We start from the raw sequence: 24,866 nt of genomic DNA on the forward strand, positions 1-24,866 counted from the left end.
ATCAGACTCAAATCCAATAAAAACGAAAAATAGAGAGAAATTTGTGAAAATTTTATCTGCCAATACCTGTTACGTCCCGCATGACCTCAACCACGTGATTCGTTCTAAGGATGAGGTCTCCGCTACCTTGGGGGGCATGAATGACGCGCAAATTCAAAGCATTTGGGCCAGTGTAGAGTCCCTATATAAAACAGGAAACTACCCTTTCATCAGTCTCTGTTTACGTCGTCAGGGACAAATATTGTTAAATCGCAGCATTGGTTATGCGCAAGGTAATTCACCCGATGGTTTAGCGGCAGATGCGAAAATTGGCACACCCGATACCCCAGTTTGCTTATTTTCCGCCTCTAAAATAGTCACAGCCATGCTGATTCATATGTTGGATGAACGCGGCGTTCTAAATTTACTCGATCCGATTAGCCACTATATTCCCGAATATGGCGTAAACGGTAAACGTCGTGCCACCATTTTCCATTTGCTCGCTCATCGTGGTGGCATTCCTCGCATTGACAGTAAAGTCACGCCTGAACTGTTGTTTAATCAAGATCAAATTTTAGAACGTCTTTATGCGGCACAACCCGTTTCAGCTTCGGGCACACATCTGGCGTATCACGCCGTGACGTCAGGTTATATTTTAGGGGAAATTATCAAGCGGGTAACAGGTCAAACGGCCCGTGAATTTCTTGCCGAAAATATCGAAAAACCCATGGGCTTAGATTACTTTAACTATGGACTAAAACCTGAGTATCGAGCGGATGTCGCTTTAAACTATGCCACAGGTCTACATCCACGTTTAGGCACAGATCATTATCTCAATCGGGTACTGGGCGGTGGTTTACAGTTGGCCGTCGATGTGACCAATGATGCGCGCTTTATGGACACGATTTGCCCAGCGGGCAACATTTATACCAGTGCGGAACAAGCTGGACGTTTCTTTGAAATGCTCTTGAGTGGTGGCGAATACCAAGGCAAACAAATCATGAGTGCCCAAACGGTATTTCGCTCGACATTGGCCACATCAGGAGTCAGTTTAGATCGGACATTATTAGTTCCGATGCGTTATGCCTTAGGCCCAATGTTAGGTAGCAATCCTATTGGGTTATTTGGACCCATGACTGGGCAAGCCTTTGGACATCTCGGGTTTTCCAATATTCTCTGCTGGGCCGATCCAGAACGTGATATTAGTGTATCGCTGTTAACCACAGGAAAGTCTGTCGTCGGGACCCACTTACCGGCTTTAGCGAAAACGCTTTATCAAATCTCAAAGCATTGTCCCAAAATCTTAAAGCACCAACGTCGCTCCTTATTTGCAACCGATCGAAGCGAAACAGATTTAGTCTGAGCATAAAAAAAAGCCCAAGTAAACTTGGGCTTTTTTGCGCTGTAGTGTTCTTTTATTTTTGTTCTTGTTGTTTTGGTTATCATTATAATAATGCGCTTTCCCGCGTCTTCTATTAAACATTCCATGTTTAATTATTTACGTCCTTATGTGACATATTTTGCCACACAGAGCTGAAGAGAAAAGTCGCATTTTGCTCGTCTCTATGTAAGCGATTGCTTACATTAAACTCTCAATTTCTCCACAATTGAACCTAAAGTACATTCTAAAACTCAACAATAAAAATTTAAAGTAATAAAAAACAAATGCTTAAAACAAAAACTAAGAATTACAAACCACAATATATTGCACCAATATCTATTCGACATTTCATATATTAATGTATTTGTGTTCCGATAAATGATTGGCTATTTTTTGTCATATTATGCCAATCCAGCAGATATAAAAAAGCCTTGTAGTCTCTCCCAAAACTACAAGGCTTAGCGGCTGTAAGTTTCCTCTTTCACCTACTTCACTGTAAGTTCGCTGTCTACTGACGTTATTATTATCTTTTTGCGATTATACTCAACATTCCGTGTTGAGCTCTTTATGTGAAGCCATCTTCTCAAAATCCTCAGCAAAGCTCTATGCGCAAATCTCCTGAATCCCTGTAAGCCATTTCGTACAAAGCCCATATTTGTTTATTAAATCTTCACAATTGAATTTGTTGATTAATTTTTCTTGATAGACCACTTTCTCGGGTAGTTCGAGTCACCATAGCATGTACGAATGCATCGGCATCGACCAGTAAACTGACAACTTTTTTCGCCCGCGTAATTGCGGTATAAATCAACTCTTTACTGAGTAATTTTTCAGCCTGCCGATCTAACACCGCCGCGGTATGGGTGAACTCAGAGCCTTGAGATTTGTGAATAGTCAGCGCAAAAGCCGTTTCAATATTTTTGGGTAACCGTGTCGCGACTACCCATTTATCCAGACTAGGGAAATACACCTCAAACTGCAATTTACCTTGTTGTATACGATGTAAACACAGGCCAATATCGCCATTCGACAAACCCAACTGATAGTCGTTATAGGTCATCATCACTGGACGGCCCAAGTACCATTCGCCTTGTTTAATTTGTTTTGACTGTTCTAATAGGCGCTGCTCGATTTGCAGATTGAGCTGTTTTAAGCCGAAATGGCCGTGACGTATGGCGGCTAAAATACGGTAATCATCAAAATGATGAATCACTTTGGGTACAAGAGACTCATTAGGATTTTGCTGATATTGCTTTAAAGCCTCGACATAGCCCTGAAAGCCAAGCATCAGCAGATCATAATAATGCTGCAACTGCTCCGCAGATAAAGCCTGCTCAGGCAACAATTCGAGTTGTAGATAATCGACCTTGACCTGATCCAACTCAACCGCCTTCAACGTCGTGGCATTTACCACTTGCTGTTGAAAAGTATGCAATACGCTCTGTTTTTCGGCAGGATGCGTCGTTAAGTCAAAACACGGCTGCTGTTGAATAAATTGTGCCAACTTTCCAATCCGTGCATCTGATTTGAAACGACGGCTATTGACCAAATTGACTCTATTTTCAGCCAAAGCTGGAACCTGTTGTAGATCAGCGAGTACAGAGCCGACATCGACCGAAGCCAACTGATCGGCATCTCCCAATAAAATCAAACGAGCTTGATTCGGCATGGCAGCAAAGAGCATCTGTGCCAAATTTAAATCCAGCATGGATGCTTCATCAACGACAATCACATCATAAGGTAAAGGTTGTCTGCTATGAAAACGCGGCTGCTGCGTATTCCCTAAACCCAAAAGTCGATGTAGCGTCACAGGGTTTAAGTTTTTCAAATCTGGGCTAACTAAGTCTTGTAACTTTTCATCCTGAAAAGAGTTCTGAAGCGCTTCTTTCATCCGCTGCGCTGCCTTACCCGTCGGTGCAGCCATCGCAATACGAATATCAGGTAAACTTTGCTTGAGCACCGCAATAATCCGTGCCAAGGTATAGGTTTTCCCTGTGCCCGGACCACCTGTAATGATCGCGAGCGACTGCTCAGCCACCATCGTCAAGGCTTGCTTTTGATAGGGGTCTTCAAGCAAATGTGCATAAACTGAAATATCCACTTGCGTTAAATTTTGCAGTTTTAACCGCGCCACTTGCTCAGCCAAAGACTGCTCTAAAGCCCAATAACGATACAAATATAAATGGCCCTGATCATAGACAAACGGCGCTTTTTGCTGCTGTACCTGCTGTTCATCCATCACCAAATCATTTAAGACAGTAACAGCTTCAGTTGAAACTGAAATACAACTCTCACCGCGCTGCATGGCTTCAAGGACCTGTTGAATCACTTCACTACGTGCTTCGGTGAGCCCTGTTTGACTCAGCGGTGACTGCTGAATAAACTGACTCCAACGCGTTAACCATGTATCTATCTCGACAGCCTGATCAATAGTGGCTTTACACATATTTTCCACACGGTTATCCTCAAAGTTATCCACAGCTTAATTGTTTGTTTATGGGTGACTAATTTCACTTAATTTAGAAGTTTTGCCTACATGATTTTCAGTAGAAGTATCCTCAGCAAAATAACCCAAAATCGCATCTAGTCTTAAAATAAACTCTGGGCTAGCACGCCAACTTAATACGCCTTGATTGGGCTGCCCATTCATCCCTCTCAAATAAAGATAACTCGCCTGTCCAAGATGTTTTTCAATGTCATAGTCCAACAAATTCACTGTTAAATAACGATGCAAAGCCACCAAATACAAGCCCGCCTGCAACCAATAACTGGCATGTGACATATTCAATTGGATTGCGTCATGATTGTAGCTCTGCTGATCCGCCCCTAAGAAGTTACTTTTATAATCGGCAATGTGATAACGCTGACCATCAAAATAAACCAAGTCAATCGAACCGGTCAGATAACGAGCAGAATTAGCTTCATTTAAGTCGAGCAGATCAATGCCGTATTCTTGAAATAATGCCTGTATGCGTTTAATCGCCAGCACATGATCGGACAATGACAAATAAAAAGGAAACTCAGCCAAGTGTTCATCGGCTTTAAGTTTCTTCAATTGAAAGCTGTCATGTAAAGGTGTTTCTAGTACATCTGCTAACCACGCTTGCATCCACTGCACCAATTGAGTTTCATCATCCTGTCCAAACTCGTTTTGATATTTGCCCAATAACTCTTGCCACAGTAAGGGACTATCATTTTTAAAACGACGATGAATTTCCAGTCCCCAGTCACCCGAGTCCTGAAAGTCAATATGCTCGAAAATTTCGTGCAGAAAGGTTCCCGCAGTCGTCCCCATTGGGAACTGCCGTTTAATCCAAGCCAAAGGCTGACTCAGCTCCACATCCTCAAGCACAGGATGATTCATCTCGTCATCCGCACTGCCCACTGTCTCACTCAAAACTGCTAAGGCATCCATTGCCTCTTTACGACTCAAATGCTGTGCCAATGCACTAAAACTGGTTTTAGAACGTGGATAAAAACGCTGTTCAGGAAAAGCCAAAGCTTGCAGTTGAATGATCTCTTGCTGCTTGGCTGGTTGTAAACGGATCGGCTTTTCAGTCAGCAGCTCCTCATTACCACTGGCAGGATGTTCAAACAGATTACCTGCTTGGCCACGCCAAAATGCCAATGCCGTATTTGATTTATATTCCTGATCTTGCAGTAAGGCATACACGCGGTGGCTGGCGCGGGTCAGTGCGACGTACCATAAGCGATGCTGTTCTGCTTCGGCTCGCTCATTGTGTTGATCAATCGCGGCTGGGTCTAACAGGTTGGCATCATTTACCGCTACGATGCGCTGTAACTCGCTCTGCCCTGTCGTCGGATTGATCTGCTCCAGCGTTGAAAAGTTTAAGGTTTTATTCATTTCCTTAAAGTCTTTGTCGGCACCCAGCAAGAACACAATTTTAAACTCTAGACCTTTGGACTGATGAATGGTCATCAGCTGTACGCCTGTGGCATTGGAGAGTTTACGTTCCAACTCCCACTCACGTTCCGCAGGCAAATGTAACTGTTTGAGATACCAATGATACAGTTTCTGCGCACCTTGGAACTGCTCACTATGTTGGCTCAACAACTCAGTCAAATGCCGTAGATTGACCACAGTCCGTTCGTTGTCTCGGCTTTGGTAAGCCACCAAGTTTTTCCACACTTTAAAGAGGTTTAAAGCGTACTGCCATGCACTTAAAAAGCCTTTATTGATCCACATGTCGCGGATGTCATCAAAATCTGCCATAAACTGGCTTAAACCGTTGGCTTGCTTTTCCAGTTCTAGTAACTGTTTTAAATCAATCGCCAACAGCCGGCTCAAAAGCGCACGGCGAACTTTGGCTTCATCAAAAGGATGCATCATTGCGGTCAATAACGCACCGACATCTTTCGCGACCTGACTTTCAAACACACTGCGTTTAGACGGACGGTTGACCAAAATTCCCAAACGCTCTAGTTCAAACTGAACTTTGTCCAAGCCATCATGGTTTTTCGACAACACCGCGATATCATCTGCCCCTATAAACTGTAGCGGATCATCTGCCACATAGAGTTGCTGTTGAATGCCTTGGTTGATTAAATCACGAATTTTCCATGCCACTTGTTGAGCTTCATTTTTTTTATCTTCAAGTAGCAGCCAGCGCAGCGGTACATGGTTTTCACCCTGTGCATCGACCAAAGCAGGATGTGGTCGAGTCCCTGCTTCTACAGGTTGGTAATAGACCTGCTCACCAAAGTCCTGTTGGCGTTGAAATAAAGCATCCACCACCTGTACCAACTTTTGCACAGAACGATGATTATATTTCAAACTATACTGCCGACCTTGCTTTGCCAAAACATCTAAACGTGCCTTGTTATACGTTAGCATGTCCCCCCCACGAAAGCCATAAATGGCTTGTTTCGGGTCACCGACCATAATCATACAGCCTTGATGATAACGCTGTGCATCACGCCAAATCCGCGCCAACATATCATCTTGGTCTTGGTTGGTGTCTTGAAACTCATCCACTAGAATGAGTGGATAGCGTGCTTGTACAAACTGGGCAAAGCGCCGGCCTTGTTCGCCCTGTAAGGCTTCTGACAAGGTACGGATTTGCTGGGCAAAAGTCGTTTCACTCTTTTGCTGCAAGACTTGTGGTAATCGCTTTTTCACCTCAGAACTTAAGTGATATTTTAAATACGCATCTAGCACATCCAAATTGAGCTCTAGCTCTGCCAACGCATCTAAGAAACTGCGGACCTGCCGCCACACAGGATGCTGCTCAAACTGTTCCAATACATCTACAGCACATTTGTTTAAGACTTTTTTCGTTGCGAGGTCAGTCAGGTATTTTAAGGTTTTTTCAAAATGTGGCGCGAATAAAGCATAAGCCCGTTGCTCTTTCAGTGCCATCAAAAAAGCAGGTAAGTCCTGACATAGAATGCGTTGCATCAAGGCATCAGTGCGCCATTTTTTCCCCAGCACTGCATGGTACTGCCCCTCAGGGGCATAATAGTCTTTCAAGCTTTCAATCTGCGCCACATCCAGCGCGGTAAATTGATCAATGGCCTGCTCAAATTGCGTCAAATCAAGTACAGGTTTTTCTACCTGTTGAAACTGTGCCGATGCAAAGTTCAAACTATTTTCGACAATCGGCACATAAGCCTGTTCGGTTTTTAATTTTTGTTTTAACAGTAAATAATTCACCACAGGCTGTGGCTGCGCCTGAATCCACTCACGTAATACATCATGAATGAGCTGCTGAGTATAACTCTGCGCATCATCGGTAATATCTGCACGCTCAATTTTGCCACTTTCAAAAGAAAACTCACGCAGTAACTTTTGACTAAAACTGTCAAGTGTGCCGACGAACAGCTCATCTAACTGATCAATCACCAACTTCAAACGCTCTTGGGCAAAACCGACTCGCTGGGCATAGTCTGTGAGCACCTTGATAAAAAGCGGATCTTGTTCGACAGCTATTTTGGCCTGTATTTCTCGCTCAGTCAGACTTTGACAACCTTCAAAATAACGTAAAGTTTCAATCAAACGTGCCCGAACGCGACTTTTCAGTTCAGCAGCAGCAGCACGGGTGAAGGTGGTTGCAATAACCTGATTCGGCAAATAGGCTCCAAGAAAAATGCGTACCATCAAACTGGATAAAGTAAAAGTCTTACCTGTGCCTGCTGAAGCTTCAATCCAATGCAAGCCCTGAAAGCTCATATCGGCAATGGGTTGATAAGACATGTTCGATGTAGAGACCTGAGACTGGGCTGTCATGACTTAGTCCTCAAGGCTTTGCTGATGCAAAAAAATCGGATGATATAGTTCATAGGAAAACTGCTCACAGGCATGGGCAAGTAATGCTTTGGCATCCTGCTCTTGTAGAATAAACTGCCAGTCGCGGTGTGCTTTATTGGCTTCATTTTCAGTCATTGAAAAACCACTAAAGCGACCATCTTCTTCCCACACTTTATAAATAGCGTCCATGTCCGCAATCACCATCTGTTCCTGATCATTCAGTTGCCATTCATGGGTTTTATCTTTCTCTGCAATTTTTAGTAACAAGGCCGCAGGTAAAACTAAGGGCTGAGTTTGTGCATACTCCCATGCTTTCAACCAAGGTTTAAGCCATTCACGCGCCTGATTTGAACTCACGCCAGTACATAAAATGGTTCGGTCACTAAATACCACGATACGTTGATATTGCTGTCCGCCCTCACCCAAATTGACATAAGCCAGCCACAGTAAATACTCCAACCAAACTTTGGCACGACGCTTTGCTCTGGCACTGGATGCTTCTACACTAACCCATTTTTCAGCACTGAATTTGGCTAAAGTAACATTGATCTGTAAATGCTCACTCACCTTCCAGACTTGTTGGGTCGTGGCTGTGGCCTCAGGTGCATAACGTTGTAAACGTGCCAGCAAGCGCTGCTGTTCAAGCACGCTCATTTGCCAGACCCCATCCTGGACTTTACCAATCGGCAGTTGATCCATCAAAAGATTGGCATCTGCTTCCGCTTCATGCTGTTGTAAAAAATGACGAATGGCATAACGTCCTAAACCATCGAGCAGTAACGGTTCTTGCGTTGCAGGAATCTCTTCTGGTTTTAAGTTTTCCACGCCTAAAGTCTTGAGGTACAGCCTTGCAGGGAAAGTGATGTCCTGAATCCACTGCTGACTGTCAAGAACTTGAATGTCTTGCTCTAATTTTGGATAAGGCGTGTTAACCCAACTGCTCCGTTGCCCCGATGCATGTTGCAATTGTTTCGCGACTTGAAACCATTGGTCTTGAAAACGAATACTGTGCTCAGACTCAAAACCGCGCGGATCAAAAGGCAATAAAGGATGGACATGATACAACGATGCCAACTGTGCAGGGACAGCCACACCATGCTGATCAACCGTTGCATTGGCACTCTTGGTCTGTGTGTCAGGTTGAACAATAAAGTCCATATGCTGAATCAATTCTTGCAACACTGTAGACGGATCACGGACTTCACCATCGCTGATATCAAAGCCATTATAAAATAACCATAAGTTCTCTTGTGCCAACAACAATGCATCTAGAAAAGCCCCTTGATCATCTTCCAAACGGGAACGATCCCCCAGTTGTGGCTTCAGTAAATCCATCAGGTCAAAAGGCAAATGCGCACTGCGGTTGGGAAACTTGCCACTGTCCAAGCCCAACATCACGATCAACTTATACGGCACAGGTCGAATCTGACCAATTTGACTAAATGTGATCTGCCCTGTCGGTTCTGCATAATCCAGTTGCGCTTCTAAGGTCTTTTGGATTTCTTCTAATATATAAGGCAAAGGTAAACTTAAACTGCGCAGTGCATGATGATCGTGTTCATCATAGAAACTCGCCAAGGTCAGCATACGTTCTTGTTTTTTGACCATCTTATACACTGCAATCAAAGACTCAACACCCGCAGCTTCAAACTCGCGAATATCCTCCATCAAACGATTCAGCCAAGTTTCCGCAGTCGTCCGTTGTCCAATTTCATGCGCGATCATCCACTCGGAGCGGTGTTTGAAATCCTGATAAATTTCAATCAAAACACCAATCAGCTCAAAATCACTCGACTGGACTTGGGCATAGCTCAAGGTCTCATGAAACAGCACATGTTCTGGTACAGCGACGCCTAAAGCCAAACGATCTAAGGCAAACTTCAGACTATAACGATAGTCATCATCCCCTTCGGCCAAACTGCGTTTTAAATGTTCAGCATCCAATCCTCGCTTAAAGCCCGCGTTGATCAAAAGCTCCGTCATGCGCTCGATCATATTCATGTCTAAGCCATAACGTTGCTGCGTTGCATTTAAACTGAGCCAATCGGCAAAGTCCTCAATACTGAAACGCCCCCGCACCAAGACCATCCGTCCCAACACAGCACGCCATGCATTTAAGGCATCGAGTTGATTCACGCCAGCTAGCTTAATCGGCAGATAAATACTGTCTTTACTCAGTTGGTGGCCCTTTTGCAAGGCCTCACGCTCATGCGGAGGAGGTGCAAAAACACTGCGAATAAAAGGTTCTAACTCAGTCAAACTGGGCGTCAACACCAAAATATCACTTGGACGTCGTGGTGCTTCAGCCGTGCCCTGAGCCAACCAATGCGTCAGTTGATCTTTGAGGACTTCAAGCTGTCTGAGGCTGGAATGACAAACATGAATCTGTATTGAATCATCCTGTTCAGCCAAGGCATACTGATGCTGCGTAGGTTCTACCAAATACAGGACATCAGACTGAATTTTACCAAGTAAAGTTTCTGGATATTCATCAACAAAGACATCGGCCCATACGCCATCCTCACCTGAAGAAAGGCTGGAAAGTAAAGAGAAATGATCGCGTGCCTGTTTACCAAATCGGGTCAGTAAAGGATGGCGAGACTCTCGGGTTTCTGCATTAAAATTGAGGGTAAACTCATCAAAAAACTGCTGAATCTCTGCATCATTGGCATTGGGATTTTTTTCAATAAAACGCTGCTTTACCCGTGCGTCATAACGCGCTTTCCAGTTGGGATCGACACTGTCTGCCCAGTATTCTTGTGAAGGGTTATAGTGAAAAATAAAGATATCGAGGTATTGCCCCAATCGATGTAAAAACTCCAATTGCTTTGGCGGTAAATCTAAAACCGTAAATACCACCAACTGCGCAGGCAACTTTTTAAGTGCAGCATCTCGGGTCTCAGCTTGATCGAGTAAGTTCCAAAATGCAGTATCAATACGCTGAATTTGTTCAAAGTCAGCATGGAATACCACTTGCCAGAGCCAACGCTGCCATGCTTCCAATTCATGCGCTTGATTAAGCTGAAAAGTACTGATTTCTTGATGGGTTTTAAAGAACATCTGCTCCAAATCGAGCGACTGGTTTTTACCCCACGCTTGTAACCAATTCGTCTGGCAACGGCAATTTTGCGCTGGACAGCCTTTGGTGCAATGCCCACGATAGTCCATATAAAAACTAAACAACCGTGAAACCTGCTCCGCGACCCAGTACAGCATGCTTTGTTTTTTGAGCTGTTTATCGATGCCTTGTTGCAAACGGTCGGCACTGGCATAGATCCGCTGAATAATCGAAAAAAGCGGATGAGCAACCTCTAAAGGATTCAGCTCGGCTTGTATAAATTCTTTTAAGGCTTGAAAGACACGCCATTTAATAATCAATCGCGGAATATTGGCTTTACGAACCTCATCTTTTTGATCGACCAAAACCCACTGATAAGCCGACCATTGAAAACCACGAATACGATGATGAAACTGCGTGTTGGCACTGATGCCCTGCTGTTCCGCCAACTTTTGTGTTAGCCACGCCTCAACCGCAGGTGAAGGTACAATAAAGTGCTGTGCTCGCAGCACTTGAAAGGCATTTTTGGCCGGTTTAAAGACGGTTTTTTGCATGGCTTGCAATAGAACATCAATACGCTGACTTTGTATTACGTGTATTGCCATGTTTCCCCTCAAATGACCGTCTTATGAAAAATCTACAAAAGCACACAGATTATTGACTATACTTCTGGTTCTGTCTATGTCACTTTGATGACATATTTCTATTTAAAATTTGCTTTAAAATACGCACTTTAAGCAAAACTAGAATCAATGTGAATCAGGATATTTTAGGGTTTAGAAGATGAAATTAGAGCATATTCCAGAAAAAATTGATCCCTCTTTAAATTTAGAACAAATCCGCGAAGAATGTTTGGACTTAGTCAAAAAGCGCGCCTATTTTTCCGCAGGTGCTGCGGTTATTCCAGTCCCCTTCCTCGATGTGGTGATTGATGTGGGCATATTGTCGCAGTTGATTCCCGAAATTAACGCCCGCTTTGGTTTAACCCCTGAGCAAGTCAGTGTCTACGACCCAGAAACCAAGCAAATCCATTGGTCAGAACTGCGTAAACGTGGCGTGGAGTTCTCTGGACTGGTGGTGGCACGTACAGCCGTGAAGAAATCCCTCAATAACATGGCAGCCAAATACATCACCAAACAAGTCACCAAATTCATTCCTCTTGGTGGACAGATGATTGCGGCTAGCTTGGGGTATGTCGTGATGAAAAAAATTGCGGAAACCCATGTGGAAGAGTCGTATAAGCTCGCCAAAGGCATTCAACTAAAACAAGCCGCTGAACAAGGTGTTCCTGTTGCAGCGCCAGTGACCCAAATTCCCTTAAGTTAAAGAACTAAATCTGTCTCTATAAAAAACGGTCAAATGACCGTTTTTTTTAAGTTTTTTAATCTGTGTCGCGATCCGCTTTGAGCTGTTTTAAAATTGCCCTTAAGACTTCAATTCGGGCCTGTTGTTTATCATTGGTGGAAATAATATACCAAGGCGCATAGCCTGTATCGGTATGTGCAAACATATCCGCGGCTGCCTTTAAATAGTCATCCCATTTGTCGCGATTGCGCCAATCTTCTTCGGTAATTTTAAAGCGTTTATGCGGAGTACTTTCGCGGGCTTTAAAACGCGCTGCTTGTTCATCTTTATCAATCGCCAGCCAAAACTTAATCAATACGGTTTGACTGTTGCTGAGATTTTTTTCAAAACGATTGATTTCCGCATAAGCGCGTTGCCACTCCACCTCGGTTGCGAAGCCTTCTACCCGTTCTACCAAAACGCGTCCATACCACGTCCGATCAAAAATAGTGATGTCATCCGACTGCAACTTACTCCAAAAACGCCACTGGTAAGGACGGCGTAACTCATACTTTTCAGGTGCGGCAATGGTATGAATTTCATATTCTCGCGGGTCGAGCTTTTTCACAATGCGCTTAATCGCCCCCCCTTTACCCGCAGCATCCATACCTTCAAAAGCGATCACCACTTTACGGTCATCACAGCGGATGGCATCGGCCACTTGTTTGGTGAGTTTTTTTAACTCTGCTTTATAGTTTGCATCCTCAGCTTGAGGGGCTTCAAACTGAATCAGAATATCTGGTATCGGCGCTTGCTGCCACTTTAATGCGGCCTTTTTTTCATGCTCTGGACAGTGTCGTAGTGCCGTTAAAATCGCTTGTGCAAAATTATGATTACGTAAATCTTCATCTTCACCATCAATGATTTGCCAATCGTCGGTAAAACGCGTACGTAGTTTTTGCAAAGTGTCATATTGTTTTTTATTGCGCCAGTCTAGCCCATGCAACTTATGCCAATGCACTTCGCTCGGGTCCATATCATCCAGACGCTTTTGCAAAGACTTCCACGACAAATCGAACCAAACTTTTAAGACATCTACGTTGTTATTTTTTAAGTCCTGCTCAAAGGCCCGCATATTGCTGATGTATTCATCAAACAAAGTGTCATCTAAAGGTTTAGAAGCATGCATAGCCGTTGCCAACAAGTCCCCATACCAATTACCAAACCACACCATAATTTGCCCTTCGGCAGGAACAAATCGGGTATAGGGCTGCCAAAACGGTTCTTTTAGATTAAACAGGTGCGGTGGATCGGCTTTGACATATAAAAAACGCGGATCGACCCATTCGCGCAGCTGCTTCACCGCTTCGCCTTTACCCGCAAGTTCAATTCCACTGACCAAAATCACCAAACTTTTTGCATTGCTCTGATCACGGGTATTCATCAACGCATATTGCGCTTCAATTAAGTCCAGTGAAAGCTGTTCTTCGTTCAGCACTGCACTGGCGATCGTTTCTGTATCCATTGCCCCCTCCTTTTTTCTATTTAATCAGATCACTAGATCCTAAAAAATGATGATCTAGATGATTTTCACATGCATCTTTTGACTACTTCTACATCAAACTGACCACAAATAAATAGTTTTTTTGTCACTTTGTCATAGCGAGTTCCGTCATCACGCACTAAGATTTAGCTATCTTTAAATAGAACTGAGACAGCAAATGTCCAAACTCGCCGCCCTCGATGAGCTTTTAGAACAGTATTACCAATTGCATTATCATCAAGATTCGGTGCTCTTCCAACGTTTACAAGATGTGCAAGTCTGGCAAAAACAACGGATGCAGCGCACACATAACCGTGCTTTCGCAGAAAAACAAAACCTCTTGATGGCCGAGTATTTTATCAACCGTTTATATGGTGGCCCAGATTTTGACGCTTTGGCAGGACAAATTGCGCGCTTGAGCAAATATGCGCATAAAGCGGAGAAATTAATTCCTGAAAATGCTATTAAAACGGGTACCTCTGGGGTTGAATTGGCGATTTTGGCGGTGCGACTGGATGAACAAGTGGCAATGCAATTACTGAAAGATCACCATCCTTATGAAACCTTAACCGATGATTTGATGCGCCAAGCCTACTTAAAACTAGAACAAGGCGAAGAACGCTTGAAACAACTGTATTTACTCGATCAATTGGGTAAAAACCTCGATAAATACATGCGCTCTTTTATGGTCTATACCGCTTTTAAGATGTGTAAAGGAACGGCTAACAAATATAACTTCAATGTCATGTATGAATTTATGCAGGATGGCTTTTTAGCCATGAAACCGCTAAAGTCAGCAGAGAAATTTGTGAAAGACTTTACTGCGGTGGAACGTCAAATTATTGATAAAGTCCATGCGGGACATTTGTATCCTTTTCAGTAAATTTCAACGAATGACTTGATAAAAATAAGCCAACAGCAGCTTTGCTCTGCTGTTTTTCTGTATATTATTCAGCACAATTGCATGATGGTTACTGTACAACGTCCTAGAATCTGTCATCATGCATGCACTGCAACATTTACCCTATTGCTATGTTAGGAGTGACTCCCATGTCGAATGAAAATCAAACGCCTACCGCTACTCAAGAGTCGGCACAAAACACAGACAAAGTGAGTCCATTTTTAACTGAACCATTACCCCAAGGCACAGCGCAAGGTCAGCAAAAATCATTACAACAACAGTTGACTGATACCCCAGTGACGGGTTCTGTACCCAAATACAATCTCCCTCGCGGTGCTAACACAGGCAACGTCGGCAATACCACACACTTTGGTTACCAGACGGTGAGCAGTGAAGATAAAGCTCAAAAAGTGGCGGAAGTTTTCCACTCGGTTGCCAGCAAATACGACATTATGAATGACTTGATGTCTTTTGGTATTCACCGTCTATGGAAACGCTTTGCGATCAATATGTCAGGGGTACGTCGTGGTCAACGCGTGCTAGATATTGCTGGCGGGACAGGCGACTTGGCTAAAGTGTTTAGTCGTGAAGTCGGCCCTACTGGTCATGTGGTACTTTCAGACATTAATGAATCGATGTTGAATGTGGGGCGTGATCGTTTAATTGATGCAGGCTGTACCAATGTTGACTTCGTATTAGCCAATGCTGAAACCCTAGAGCCATTTGAAGACAACAGCTTCGACCTACTCACGATCTCGTTTGGTCTACGTAATGTGACCGATAAAGATGCTGCACTCGCAGCGATGTACCGCGTGCTTAAGCCAGGTGGTCGCCTACTGGTATTAGAGTTCTCTAAACCTGTGTTTGAACCATTTTCAAAACTATACGACCTATACTCGTTCACTGCACTGCCGATCATGGGCAAAATCATTGCCAATGACTCAGAAAGCTACAAATATTTAGCCGAGTCCATTCGTATGCACCCAGACCAACGCACGCTAAAAGGCATGATGGAAAATGCAGGCTTCCAAAACTGTGACTATCACAACCTGACAGGTGGTATCGTTGCTGTACATCGTGGTTTTAAACTTTAAAATTAAACGTTTAAGGGCAAATTATGTGGTCGATTCTGGCACTCGGTGCAGTTGAACGATTAATTCATCATGTGATTAATTTGGATGCGATCACTCGCATCCAACTCAATGAACTACAAGGCAAGATGTTACGTGTCGTGATCGCATCCCCGCAACTGTCTGTAGATGTGTTCTTTGACCAAGCTAAAGTGCGCTTAGAACCTACCGTTACAGGGCATAGTGAAACAGCGTCCATTTTTGAACAACGCCCGTTTGATCAAGCTCAGTCTCACACTCCAGCAACCGCAACTTTAACGGTGGCCAATGTGGTTGAGCTGCTCAAGCTATTACTGGCGGATGATGTTGGCAATATCCCGCTCCAAGGCGATTATCACCTTCTGCAAGATATTCAACGGATTATGCAACAAGCTGAGCCTGACTTGGCTGCGCATTTAAGCCCATGGATTGGCCCAAGTTTGGCGCATGAATTGGCTAAAATTCAAATGACACCAAAGCACATCAAACAGGCCTTACAAAGTCATTTGTTCTTTGCTGAAGATGCCTTGAAAGAAGACAGTGGTCTATTTGCCCCGCGTTGGCAAATGGATGATCTGCATCAAGATACCCGTATTTTTAATCAAAACTTAGATCGTGCCGAAGCCAAAATTCAACAGCTTCAAGCACAGATTGACACTCAAGACTCAACTCAGAACTAGGTATTTACATATATGATTCCGCACGTTTCACGTTTACTCGAACTTTGGCGCATTGCCGCGCACTATAGACTCGACACGTTGTTTCCTGCGGAAGAATTGCCTGAAAAAGCACGCCATGCATTGGGTGTAATTCGTATGCACCCTGCGGCATGGTCCAGTCGTGAACGAAAAAATCCACTGAAGCTCAAACAAGCTTTAGAGGAAATGGGACCACTAGCGATTAAAATGGGACAACTACTGTCTACTCGTCGTGACCTAATTCCACCTGAAGTGCTACAGCAACTGGTTTTACTCCAAGACCGTGTCAAACCGTTTGGTTCTGATGTGGCGAAAATGCGCATTCAAGACTCACTGAAAGCCGATGTAAACACGCTGTTTGCTCGCTTCGACGAACAACCCTTGGCAGCAGCCTCGATTGCTCAAGTACATACGGCCGCTTTACATGATGGTCGCGAAGTGGTGGTGAAAGTCACCCGTCCCGCTATTCGTAGTCAAATTTTACAAGACTTTGAAATTTTAGAATGGCTAGGTGATTTTCTAGAAAAACGCCTAGAAGCCGCGCGTGCACTGCACTTATCTGAAATTATTCAGGACTATCGTCAAGTCATTTTAAATGAACTGGATTTGACTTTAGAGGCCGACAATACCCGTCGTATGCGCCATTACTTTACAGGCTCAAGCATGATGTATGTGCCTGAAGTCTATATGGACAGCAAAGACGTGATGGTGGCCGAACGCATTACCGGCGTTCCCATTTCAGACATTGAAACCTTTGAAAAACTAGGCATGGATCGTAAAGATCTGGCGGAAAAAGGCTTAACTATTTTCTTTACCCAAGTCTTCCGTGACAACTTTTTCCATGCCGACATGCATCCGGGCAATGTCTTCGTTGAAACCCTAAACCCAAGCCAACCACGCTATATTGCGCTGGACTGTGCCATTATGGGTGAGTTGTCGAAGCACGACCAAATGACCGTGGCGCGTATGCTGCTTGCGGTCATGAACAGCGACTTTATGCAACTGATTCAAATCGTGCATCAAGCTGGTTGGATTCCACCGGGTACAGACCAAGATGCACTAGCACGTGAAATGCGTCGCACGGTCGGGCCAATGGTGTCCAAACCCATGCATGAATTGGACTTCGCGGGCATTTTGATTCAGGTAATGGATATTGCACGACGCTTCCATTTAGAAATTCCGCCACAGCTGATGCTGCTGCTTAAGACCCTCGTGCATGTTGAGGGTTTAGGGACAGACCTTTACCCAGAGCTGGACATCTGGAGTTTGGCAAAGCCAATCCTGACCGATTGGATCAAAGCGCAAATGAATCCACAAAAGAACCTAAAAGAGCTGGGACAAAAAATTCCAGATTTACTTTTAGGGGCACAAGACTTCCCAACGCTGTTGGTCGATAGCTTAAATGGTCTCAAAAACCAATCAGCTTGGCATGCTAAACAGCTCAATGAACTGCAAAGTATGCGCCTACAAATGGAGCATCAGCAAAAACGCAGTTGGATTTTTGGTAGTCTCATGGCCATTTTGCTGTCGATTGCGATTATCTCGCCTTGGTTTATTTCAGTGATTTTAATTGTCCTCACCAGCTTACTGGCGGTGTGGCGCGTGTTTAAATAGATACTTTCTGCTGTATTAAAAGCCTGAGTCTCTCAGGCTTTTTTATGTTTCTGTTTTATGTAGGAAGTGACTCCCAAGTCATTCTTGGATCACTTTTGCCAATGCACTCGTTCTCTCGCCAGTTAAAATGACAATACATATTGTCTCTTTTGAATGATAACGATGACTCAAATCCTGCATAAACACCTTCCAGCTTTAAGCATTCGTGCAGGTAAATTAGCACGTCAACTCATTCAAAGCGAAGGCTTACAAGCTGAACAGGTCGATATTGTGCCTGGCGCCGCAGGTGGGCCCAAAGGGATCGGGATTCAAGGTTTAGACCAAGCCATTTTTGGTGAATTCTTTGCCCGTGCACCACAAAGACGGACTTTGATTGGTTCTTCCATTGGCAGTTGGCGCTTTGCCAGCATCTTAGCGCACGGTGCAAAAGCAGGTACCGAACGCTTAGGCGAACTCTATACCAACCTGTATTTTGACAAAAAAATGCAGCGCCAAGAAGTCAGTGATATTTGCCGTGGTATGCTGCTCGACTTGGTGCAAGGCCAAGAAGCGGAATTGGTCAATCATCCCAATTATCACCTCACAGTCCTGTCGATTAAGGCTCAACACATTTTCCAAAGTGACCAAGTTCTCCCGCTCTTGGCCTCTGTCGCAGGTATCATCGGCACAACCGCTGTTGCGCGAAAGCATAGCCGCCACTTTATGCAACGGGTGATTAGTCAGCCCAGCAATGGTAAACAATTTAAAGTGGAAGATGATTTTCTCACTCATTATCACAGTCTCACCGCTGCAAACGTTCTGCCTTGGCTGATTGCTTCAGCCTCTATTCCAGGCGTGATGGCCGCGATTCGCGATATTCCAGATGCGCCACAAGGCAGTTATCGCGATGGGGGTCTGATTGACTATCACATCGATCTGCCTTTTGAGAGTCAAGGCATTGTGCTTTATCCGCACTTTACGGACAGCATTACGCCCGGTTGGTTTGATAAACTGTTTAAACGTCGCGCCAATCCTGAAAATCAAGCCCGTACGCTACTATTGTCTCCGTCCCAAGACTATTTACAGAGCTTACCTTTAGGACGCCTGCCCGATCGTAAAGATTTCACCCTCAAAGGACTCGACCAAAAACAGCGCATTCAAATGTGGAACCAATGTATTTCTGAAAGTCAGCGCTTAGGCGATGAGTTCTTGGAAATGGTGGAAAAACAGCATTTTGCACAGGTCATACAAGATTTATAAACAAAATTTGCGCATGAATGTAATCTTGTTTAATCTGACCAAATAAAGAAAAATCGAGATTACATTTTTTCTATGCTAACAATAATTTTAAGTGAACAAGAAAAGTATGGTCAAACCATTGAATTACAAAATGAATCTTGGGAACGAAATGTGATTTCAAGCTCTTTAGAGGATTTCATTCAAATCAACATCGACCAATTAAAAAAACCTGATGATATTCGTTATGCATTCATTTTAGACAATGGTTAAATCATTCGATCTATGATTTCTAATCACCCACCCCACTTCGCCATTATTGGTGCAGGAACCGCAGGATTAGCCACTGCGATTTTACTGGCTCGACAAAATATTCAAGTCAGTATTTTAGAGAAAGCCTCAGAACTTGAACCTGTCGGAGCAGGACTGTTACTACAGCCCTCTGGTTTAGCTGTTTTTGAGCATTTAGGCCTTTTAGATGAGGTTTTAAGACTCGGTGCAAAAGTCACTGGGCTCAAAGGCCAGTTGCCGAGTGGAAATTTACTGGTCAATAGCCATTATCAACAAGCGCATCCTGATTTTTATGGTGTAGGGATTCATCGAGCAACGTTATGTCATGTTTTAGAAAATAAATGCCGTGAATATCCAGAACTCATTACGTGGTATATGAATACCGACATTCAGAAATTAGAAGAAACATCCAATCAAGTTCGGGTTTTGGGTAGTAAAGATGGTGAATCATTTGATCAAGCTTTTGATGCTGTGATCATTGCCAATAGCGCACGCAGCCTTTTAAGACCGAAAGAATGGGTAAAGGTTGATCAAGCTTATCCTTGGGGAGCCAAATGGACAATTGTTCCCGAATGTCTTGAATTAGATAAAGAAATTTTACATCAGTTTCATGATCGCTCTAAAATGATGATGGGAATCTTACCAACCGGTACAGTACCACATGAACCCAAGCAAAGACTGTCGAGTGTGTTTTGGAGTCTTCCAAGCCATCAGCTAAATAACTTTTTACACAATTCACAAGCACATTCAGACTGGTTAAACCAAGTGTCTAAACGTTGGAAACCTGCTGCGGATTGGTTAGAACAAGTCATTGCCCAGCCTGAACAAAAATCACAATGGTTGACTGCAAATTATCGTGATGTGGTGCTGTCTAAGTTTGGTGAGGGTCGTATTGGTGTGATTGGTGATGCAGCACATGCCATGAGCCCGCAACTGGGGCAAGGTGCAAATATGGCCCTTTTAGATGCATGGGCTTTGGGGCAAGCGGTTCAAAGCGCAAGAAAAAATGAGAACATTGATTATGTTCAACTCTGGCAAACTTACCATCAACACCGTCAAAGTTCGACGGCGTTCTATCAATTTTTAAGTCGTTTACTCACACCACTTTACCAATCTGACCTATGGTGGGCAGGTGGGTTGCGTGATTTAAGTTTTGCTTGGATGTATCGAATTCCCTATTTCCGTAAAGAAATGGCGGTGACGATTTCAGGTTTAAAATTAGGCATGTTCAGTCAAATGCACTATCAGGATATTGCAAAACAAAACAATCATTCTGTGTAGAATGCGACGACAATCATCTTCATCCGCTTTGGATGGGTGACTGATAGTTGAATTTCTAAAATACATCAATTAAGCCACTGTGAGATAACAGTAGAAAGTTTCTCCTCTATTCTGTTTAAATCACGTAGACTATAGCGCGCTACGTTAACATCGTAACACTCTCAATATTTATTCGCTTGGTGAAATCTTATGAACAATTTGCAATGGCTCGATGAAGTAAAATTTAACGAACAAGGTTTAGTCCCTGCCATTGCACAGCATCATCAAACGGGGCGTGTCTTGATGGTTGCATGGATGAACCGTGAAGCTTTGGCTTTGACGGCTGAGAAAAACCAAGCCGTGTATTTCTCTCGTTCACGCAACAAGTTATGGCACAAAGGCGAAGAATCTGGGCATTTTCAAACCGTACATGAAATTCGTCTCGACTGCGATGCCGATGTAATTGTGCTGCAAATTGAACAACACGGCGGGATTGCCTGTCACACAGGTCGCGAATCATGCTTCTACCGTAAACTCACGCCAAATGGCTGGGAAATTGTGGATGCACAGCTCAAAGACCCGAACGCGATTTATGGTGGAAAATCAATCAACTCACATACATTGGCAATGAATGCCTCAACGGCGCAGTCTGAGCAAGTTGAAGTTTTGTCCTACCTCGGTCAAATGATGGCTGAGCGTAAAGCAGCGGATCCAGACTCGTCTTATGTTGCAAAGCTGTACCACAAAGGTCTCAACAAAGTTTTAGAAAAAGTCGGTGAAGAAGCGGTTGAAACCATTATTGCGGCTAAGGATTTTAAATCTGAAGCCAACGAAGACCATAAAAATGACTTGATCTATGAAGTGGCAGATCTTTGGTTCCATACGATTGTGGTTTTAGGCTATTTCGACTTAGACCCTCAAGTGGTTCTTAATGAATTGGCACGTCGTCAAGGGCTTTCTGGTTTGCTTGAAAAAGCCAACCGCAGCCACTAAGTTTATTGCCTGTGTCGAATATCATCAAACCGAGCGCGACTTATGAGCAAGCCATTGCCATTGATAACGCGCGTCTGGGCAAATCGTTTAAAGTGATTGCTTATGCAGGCACGGGTAAAACCACTACCCTGCAAATGATTAGCGATGCCATGCCGCAAAGACGAGGCATGTATTTAGCGTTCAACAAAGCCATTGCCAGCGAAGCGCAAACGAAGTTTCATGGCAATGTCGACTGCCGAACCTTCCACTCGCTTGCTTTTCGCAGTGTTCCACGTGGAGTGACGGACAAACTTCGTCTGCCTCGTTTAAGTCCGAGTTTTATCGCCAAAGAATACCGCCTTGAACCCATCACCTTAAGACGGATGATGGGCGGACGTTATGAAAAATATGTGTTGATGCCCTCACGCTTGGCCAGCCTTGTGGCGAATGCCGTGAGTCACTTCTGTTCAACCAGTTCTCAGTACCCAGCACCGCGACATTTACAAGCACCGAGCTGGTTACATCCCGATGATATCGATTCACTACAAAAGCACCTCTACCCTGCCATTGAACGACGTTGGCTAGAGTCCATCGATCCCAACCATCAGGCTGGGATTGGTCACGATATTTATTTAAAACTATGGGCGCTGTCTGAACCCAATATCCCAAGTGACTATGTGTTGTTTGATGAGGCACAAGACGCTGATCCGCTGATGTTGGGCATCTTACTGAAGCAGCGTAATACACAAGTGATCTATGTCGGAGATGCACACCAACAAATTTATGCATGGCGCGGCGCAGTCAATGCTATGCAACAACTGCCTTTGCCTGAGTCCCGTCTCACCACCTCGTTCCGTTTTGGTGAAGAGATTGCATTGCATGCCAATGCCATTTTAGGCGCCTTGAATGAAACCGTACCACTCATGGGTAACCCTCTGCTCAACTCCAAAGTGGTCAACAAACCCCATACCAAAATGCGCGATGCGATCTTATGTCGCACCAATGCCCGCGCTATGGAACTGTTGCTCTCAGGATTGGTCCATGGCGACAAAGTCAGCCTACAAGCCGACCATGTCAAACTGAACCGCTTTGTCGATGCCGCCGCGATGCTTAAACAAGGCAAACGCGTCACCGATGTGCCTGAACTGGCCTGGTTTAATTCTTGGCATGATGTACATGAATACTGCGAAACCAATGACGGCAGTGACATCAAGCCTTTAGTAAAATTGGTGGATGATCATGGCACCGATCCACTCAAAAAAGCCCTCGCGAAGATTACGCCGATTGAACAAGCGGATTATATTATTTCCACCGCACACAAAGCCAAAGGCTTAGAGTGGAACCGCGTTCACATCGAAGATGATTATCAGTTTAAGGTCAACGACAAAGACCATAAAATTAGTGATGAAGAGTTAAGACTGCTTTACGTGGCCTGTACACGTGCTAAAGTAAGTTTAAATATCCATCACATTTACGACCTGATGCAACAGCTGAAAAAACAAATGCCAAGCTCATTACGTAAAGTTGTTGGATAGTCGAATGTAAAAATAGTCACAACCGCTGCGGGTGTTCTATGAAAATTCAATCGATTCACCTGAAACACATCCTGCATTTTGCTGACCTTAAAGTCGATTTTTCTTATCACGATAAACCCGTCACTTTAATTTTAGGCGATCAAGCCTCAGGCAAGACCTCGATCTTACGTTTTAGCTATCAGGCTCTGACTTGGTTTGCGGCCCGTTATAAAGATTTACGCTCTGCAGGTGTGGTGATGTTAGATCACGACATTATGCTGAACCGCCTACAGTCCAAAATTGATATTCAAGTTGCTGTGCCCGCTGAGCTGTATGCTCTCAAACCTACGGCAGCCGATACTGGGCCCGAACCCTATACATGGCAACTCTACAAAACCTTAAACCAACAAGGCATTGGCATCAGTCGAGTTGAAACATTAGAACTCGAACAACTGGTGAATTTATATCAGCAGGCAACGCTACAAGATCCGCTGCAAGGTTTGCCGTTGATTGCGTATTATCCTGCGGAACGTTTTGTCAATGAGATGAATATTCTCAGCAAGAACAATCCTCTGATTTTCCAACATGCACATGCCTATGAAATTTCAGCTATTCCCTATACCACCTTTGCACGCTTCTTTGAGTGGTTCCGTGAAATCAGCGATATTGAAAATGCGCAAACTGCACAGTTTTTACAAACGATATTGCATCAGCCCAAAAGCATGCCACCCGATATTCCCTTAAGCTATAAATTGGCTCAGGCTCAAGCACACATCCAGTCGCCTAGCCTACAAGCGCTTAAGCAAGCGTTAGCAACCGTTCTGCCCGAAATAGAAGATCTTTATCTGCAATATCATCCCAAGTTACAACTGATGGTGCGCTACCATGGCAACAGCATGCTCTATCAACAGCTGTCTAATAGTATCCGCAACTGGGTGGCGCTCGTTGGCGATATTGTGCGACGTTTATGCCTACTCAATCCTGAAAGCCTGTTCCCCTGTTTAGAAGGTGACGGCGTACTGTTGATTGACGCGATTGATCATCAATTGGATCAAAATATGGCGCAAGTCATGTTAAAACGTTTAAATCAGGCTTTTCCTCGACTACAAATTATCGCCTCAGGCAACCGAAGTGAATTGCTGGAACAAGCCAGTGAGTTTCAATGCCTCAAACTGGAAAATAAGCAATTAAGTCCGATCCAACTCGAACCACTGCAACATCAGTTCGATGTGATTTACCAAAACCTTGCCAATCACGAAGCGACGAGTGGAAGCACCGAACCGATTGCGGCTGAACCCCAAGATTTAAGTGTGGCTGAATTATTCACACAGATTCAACAGCAACTCTCTCCCGAACAGCAACAGCATTTGGTCACTTTACTCAGTGCTGAGGATGATGCCTCATCGGCAAATCCATTAACTTAGCCAGCTTCATCAGCATCACTATTTCAACCCTCAAAAACAGGCGACCAATGGTCGCTTTTTTACATTTCTTGCACTGAGAAAGCACCTGCCATCCACCAAGAAACGACCATCACGCGTATAATGTTTTGCGTCAGCGCAAAAAAGATTGATGTTGTTTTAGTCATGTTATATGATCGGTTTTACTTGCAAATTTCTAACTGAAATCGGATTTTGCTATAACGCTTCATGAGTTGCGCAACACAACTTCATTATTTTTAAATTTCACATTGGCTTTCAAGATTGAGACTCTTGGGCTGCTCTTTGCAGTCCTGTAATCCTTGAAAGATGAGATTCACCAATAGGTTTTGACCTATTC

At 44.1% G+C, this 24,866-nt stretch carries 16 protein-coding genes; 12 read left to right on the forward strand and 4 right to left on the reverse strand.

Going from position 1 to position 24,866, the window contains the following annotated elements:
• The first annotated feature begins 43 nt into the window (after window positions 1-43).
• Window positions 44-1,342 (forward strand): serine hydrolase domain-containing protein, encoded by a 1,299-nt coding sequence (locus AC0KVP_RS14730; protein WP_473337597.1) that lies wholly within the window; start codon window positions 44-46, stop codon window positions 1,340-1,342.
• A gap of 688 nt (window positions 1,343-2,030) precedes the next feature.
• On the opposite strand, the gene recD is transcribed toward AC0KVP_RS14730, so the two are convergent.
• From recD to AC0KVP_RS14745, 3 genes are read right to left on the reverse strand one after another with little or no spacing between them, the layout of a single operon-like run.
• Window positions 2,031-3,806, reverse strand: coding sequence for an exodeoxyribonuclease V subunit alpha (recD, locus tag AC0KVP_RS14735; RefSeq protein WP_473340548.1), 1,776 nt, complete (start codon window positions 3,804-3,806; stop codon window positions 2,031-2,033).
• 48 nt (window positions 3,807-3,854) lie between these two features.
• Complete coding sequence (locus tag AC0KVP_RS14740; RefSeq protein ID WP_473337599.1) at window positions 3,855-7,607, reverse strand: UvrD-helicase domain-containing protein; 3,753 nt, start codon at window positions 7,605-7,607, stop codon at window positions 3,855-3,857.
• Between the two features lie 3 nt (window positions 7,608-7,610).
• Window positions 7,611-11,291 (reverse strand): exodeoxyribonuclease V subunit gamma, encoded by a 3,681-nt coding sequence (locus AC0KVP_RS14745; protein ID WP_473337602.1) that lies wholly within the window; start codon window positions 11,289-11,291, stop codon window positions 7,611-7,613.
• Window positions 11,292-11,469: 178 nt separating this feature from the next.
• Between AC0KVP_RS14745 and AC0KVP_RS14750 the strand changes: the two genes are divergently transcribed.
• Window positions 11,470-12,012, forward strand: coding sequence for a hypothetical protein (locus tag AC0KVP_RS14750; protein WP_004692676.1), 543 nt, complete (start codon window positions 11,470-11,472; stop codon window positions 12,010-12,012).
• A gap of 55 nt (window positions 12,013-12,067) precedes the next feature.
• On the opposite strand, the gene pap is transcribed toward AC0KVP_RS14750, so the two are convergent.
• Window positions 12,068-13,495, reverse strand: a complete 1,428-nt coding sequence (pap, locus tag AC0KVP_RS14755) for a polyphosphate:AMP phosphotransferase (protein WP_473337605.1) — start codon at window positions 13,493-13,495, stop codon at window positions 12,068-12,070.
• 196 nt (window positions 13,496-13,691) lie between these two features.
• Here pap and AC0KVP_RS14760 point away from each other — a divergent pair, with 196 nt between their 5' ends.
• The 10 genes from AC0KVP_RS14760 (at window position 13,692) to AC0KVP_RS14805 (ending at window position 24,511) form a co-directional block, all read left to right on the forward strand.
• Entirely contained in the window at window positions 13,692-14,396 is a 705-nt protein-coding gene (locus AC0KVP_RS14760) for a DUF8198 family protein (RefSeq protein WP_473337608.1), read from the forward strand.
• Between the two features lie 167 nt (window positions 14,397-14,563).
• Window positions 14,564-15,508, forward strand: a complete 945-nt coding sequence (gene ubiE, locus AC0KVP_RS14765) for a bifunctional demethylmenaquinone methyltransferase/2-methoxy-6-polyprenyl-1,4-benzoquinol methylase UbiE (RefSeq protein WP_039890287.1) — start codon at window positions 14,564-14,566, stop codon at window positions 15,506-15,508.
• Window positions 15,509-15,531: 23 nt separating this feature from the next.
• Window positions 15,532-16,203: a ubiquinone biosynthesis accessory factor UbiJ gene (locus AC0KVP_RS14770; protein WP_473337611.1), complete on the forward strand. Its 672-nt coding sequence runs from the start codon at window positions 15,532-15,534 to the stop codon at window positions 16,201-16,203.
• 12 nt (window positions 16,204-16,215) lie between these two features.
• Window positions 16,216-17,835 (forward strand): ABC1 kinase family protein, encoded by a 1,620-nt coding sequence (locus tag AC0KVP_RS14775; RefSeq protein ID WP_004692684.1) that lies wholly within the window; start codon window positions 16,216-16,218, stop codon window positions 17,833-17,835.
• A 162-nt stretch (window positions 17,836-17,997) separates the two neighbouring features.
• Window positions 17,998-19,074, forward strand: a complete 1,077-nt coding sequence (locus tag AC0KVP_RS14780) for a patatin-like phospholipase domain-containing protein (RefSeq protein ID WP_473337616.1) — start codon at window positions 17,998-18,000, stop codon at window positions 19,072-19,074.
• A 72-nt stretch (window positions 19,075-19,146) separates the two neighbouring features.
• Complete coding sequence (locus AC0KVP_RS14785; protein WP_473337618.1) at window positions 19,147-19,323, forward strand: hypothetical protein; 177 nt, start codon at window positions 19,147-19,149, stop codon at window positions 19,321-19,323.
• Between the two features lie 12 nt (window positions 19,324-19,335).
• Window positions 19,336-20,622: an FAD-dependent oxidoreductase gene (locus AC0KVP_RS14790; RefSeq protein ID WP_473337621.1), complete on the forward strand. Its 1,287-nt coding sequence runs from the start codon at window positions 19,336-19,338 to the stop codon at window positions 20,620-20,622.
• A 189-nt stretch (window positions 20,623-20,811) separates the two neighbouring features.
• Window positions 20,812-21,594, forward strand: a complete 783-nt coding sequence (gene hisIE / locus AC0KVP_RS14795) for a bifunctional phosphoribosyl-AMP cyclohydrolase/phosphoribosyl-ATP diphosphatase HisIE (protein ID WP_473337624.1) — start codon at window positions 20,812-20,814, stop codon at window positions 21,592-21,594.
• A gap of 11 nt (window positions 21,595-21,605) precedes the next feature.
• Window positions 21,606-23,108 (forward strand): AAA family ATPase, encoded by a 1,503-nt coding sequence (locus AC0KVP_RS14800; protein ID WP_004692691.1) that lies wholly within the window; start codon window positions 21,606-21,608, stop codon window positions 23,106-23,108.
• A 38-nt stretch (window positions 23,109-23,146) separates the two neighbouring features.
• Window positions 23,147-24,511 (forward strand): ATP-binding protein, encoded by a 1,365-nt coding sequence (locus AC0KVP_RS14805; RefSeq protein ID WP_473337627.1) that lies wholly within the window; start codon window positions 23,147-23,149, stop codon window positions 24,509-24,511.
• Window positions 24,512-24,866 lie beyond the last annotated feature (355 nt).

It is taken from the genome of Acinetobacter sp. DL27, assembly GCF_055810995.1.